Genomic DNA, 2,517 nt, shown 5'->3' with positions numbered 1-2,517 from the left:
CGTCTTTGAATCAGTGTCATAAACAGCGGAACCAGCACCAGACTTAGAAACGCATCCCAACGCAGGATCAACCCTGTTAGGACCAATGTATCACCCAAATAGATCGGATTTCGCGTCAAACCGAAGATTCCATGCACCACAAGCGTGGTCGGGCGCTGCCGGGGAATCACCGTGGTCCGATGCACGAACAGCTGCGCTGCCGCGACAAAGATCAGGAACAGCCCGGTGATGATCGCGATCAACCCCAGAAAGTCGGTCAGCGGATTGCCTTCGATCAACGGCACATACCGCGCCTGAAGCGCGCCAAGCGCGATGAAAATCACCAGCCAGACCGGCGGGATGTCAAGCAGCGTAAAAGGCGAACGGCTGGGTCGGGTCATGGCATCCTCGCGGGGTGGCAACGGGTGGCCACAGCATGAACGCGTTTGCTTTCGCCCTGCAACCCGTTAATCTGAGTGCCCTGTTTCCGATGTGCTGGTTTTGCTCGTGCTGTCCACCCTGCCCCGCCCCGATCTGCCCCGTTTGCGCAGCGCCCGTCCCGACGATGCGGCGGCCTGTTATGCGGTGCTGCATGCGTCGGTTCACGGCGGCACCGATCGGTTCTATTCCCCGGCCGAGCGCATGGCATGGGCACCCGACCCGACCCCGCCGGAGGGCTGGCAGGATCAGCTTTTGGCCGGCTATTGCTGCGTCGCCACCGACCATAAGGACCGGATCATCGGCTTCATGACCATGGCCGAGGACGGCTTTCTGGACTTTGCCTATGTCACGCCCGATTGGATGGGGCGCGGCGCAGCGGCGGCGCTTTATGACCGGATCGAGGACTGGGCCCGCGCCCAAAGCCTGAGCCTGCTGACGACCGAGGCCAGCCATCTGTCGCAACGGTTCCTGACCCGGCGCGGCTGGATCACCACGGCGCGGCAATCGGTGATCCGGCACAGCGTCGCCCTGACGAATTTCCGCATGGAAAAGCCGCTCTGAGCGCGATCCCCGGCGGGCCGCCGCCTTAATTCAGCCACCAAGAAGCCCGCCACCGGTCACCCGCGCCACAAAACCCCGCCCAATTCGCTCTTTATTAAAAATGGAAACAATACATGCGCCCGCAGTGTGTCTGGCGGGGCGTTTTTACGGGCATGGCGCGGGTTCAAGCGCCGATATCGAGTGGAACAGGTGTTTTATGACGACCTATGTCGTTGGTATTTATGACGTTGACCCCAGCACGGTGATTTCAACCACCGCCGGCGACAGTTTTACGTGGTCCAGTTCGACCCAGCGCGACGGCACCGCCACCATCAATGATACAAACACCTACTCGACCGGCACATTCGACCGCGAAGGCGGCAGATACCCCACCACCGCCACTGTCACCGTCAACGGCACGACCTCGACCAATGCTCAGGTCACCGGCACGAATTCATGGACCCTTTATGACGCGGTGACCGGCGAAACCTTCGAGGTGGTCGAGTTCAACGTCTGGTCCGGCGGCGCGACCGGCAGCTATACCCTGTCCGAACAGCCGCTGGTCGAAGGCCGCACCTATCAGGTGATGGACTATGCCTCGAACCCGGAAGCGACAGCGGGCGATCCGGTCTTTACCTATGCAAATTACACCGATCTGAACGACGTGGTCGAAGGCACCGGCGGCGATGACGTGATCGACGCAAGCTATGCCAACGACCCCGAGGGCGATGCCGTGGACGACGGGATCGGCACCGGCGCATTGGGTATGGGCGATGTCATCGATGGCGCGGCCGGGAACGATCAGATTTCGGCCGGGGATGGCGATGACATCATCTATGGCGGCGCTGGTCAGGACCAGATCGACGGTGGCGCGGGCGACGATGTGATCTATGGCGACGGGCCGGACGCAAGCGCGACCTCGGAATACCTGCACTGGATGTCGCAAGGCCTGGACGGTCAGGACATGACCAGCGGCTTTACCCAAAGCACCGGCACGATGAACGTCAACGTCAGCTTTACCCAAGGCGGGAACGGCGACGCGGTCGAACTGTATGACGGCACTCAATATGTCGAGTCGGGCGAAACCTTTGACACCAACTCGGGCCTTTATCTGGACAGTGCCGGGGGCGGCGGCCAGACCACGGTCGCCCGGATCGAGTTCGAAGCCCCTGCCGGCAGTGGCCTGTCCAACGAGGTCGAGAATGTCGAGTTCCGCATTCAGGACCTCGATATGGGCGGCTGGGTCGATCAGGTAACGATCTCCGCCTATGACGCCGATGGCAATGTCATCGACCCGGCGACCTTTACCATAATCACGGATGGCACCGACACCGTGTCGAACGGGGTGATGACCGGGGTCGGCAAGAATGACAGCGTGTCCTCGAAAGAGGGCTCGGTCTATGTGCAGATCCCCGGCCCGGTCTCGGTGGTTCTGATCGACTATGACAACCTTGATACCGCGCATCAGCTGATCGTGGTCAGCGACGTGCATTTCGACACCATCCCGATCACCGGCGATGACGATGTGATCGACGGCGGCACCGGCAACGACACGAT

Annotated in this window: 3 protein-coding genes; 2 read left to right on the top strand and 1 reads right to left on the bottom strand. The window is 61.3% G+C overall.

All coding sequences use genetic code 11. The features are described from left to right. Positions 1-380 (bottom strand): isoprenylcysteine carboxylmethyltransferase family protein (locus ABYW26_RS13290; protein ID WP_372605396.1); only part of this gene is annotated, 380 nt, incomplete at its 3' end. Positions 381-471: 91 nt separating this feature from the next. Here ABYW26_RS13290 and ABYW26_RS13285 point away from each other — a divergent pair. Next, entirely contained in the window at positions 472-981 is a 510-nt protein-coding gene (locus ABYW26_RS13285) for an N-acetyltransferase family protein (RefSeq protein WP_372605395.1), read from the top strand. Positions 982-1,177: 196 nt separating this feature from the next. Beyond that, positions 1,178-2,517: calcium-binding protein (locus tag ABYW26_RS13280; protein ID WP_372605394.1), on the top strand; the 1,340-nt coding region annotated here is incomplete at its 3' end.

The organism is Actibacterium sp. (assembly GCF_041584535.1).
Classification (GTDB): Bacteria; Pseudomonadota; Alphaproteobacteria; order Rhodobacterales; family Rhodobacteraceae; genus Actibacterium_D.
Note: the sequence above shows the minus strand (reverse complement) of the source record. Positions and strands in the feature narration are given on the sequence as shown.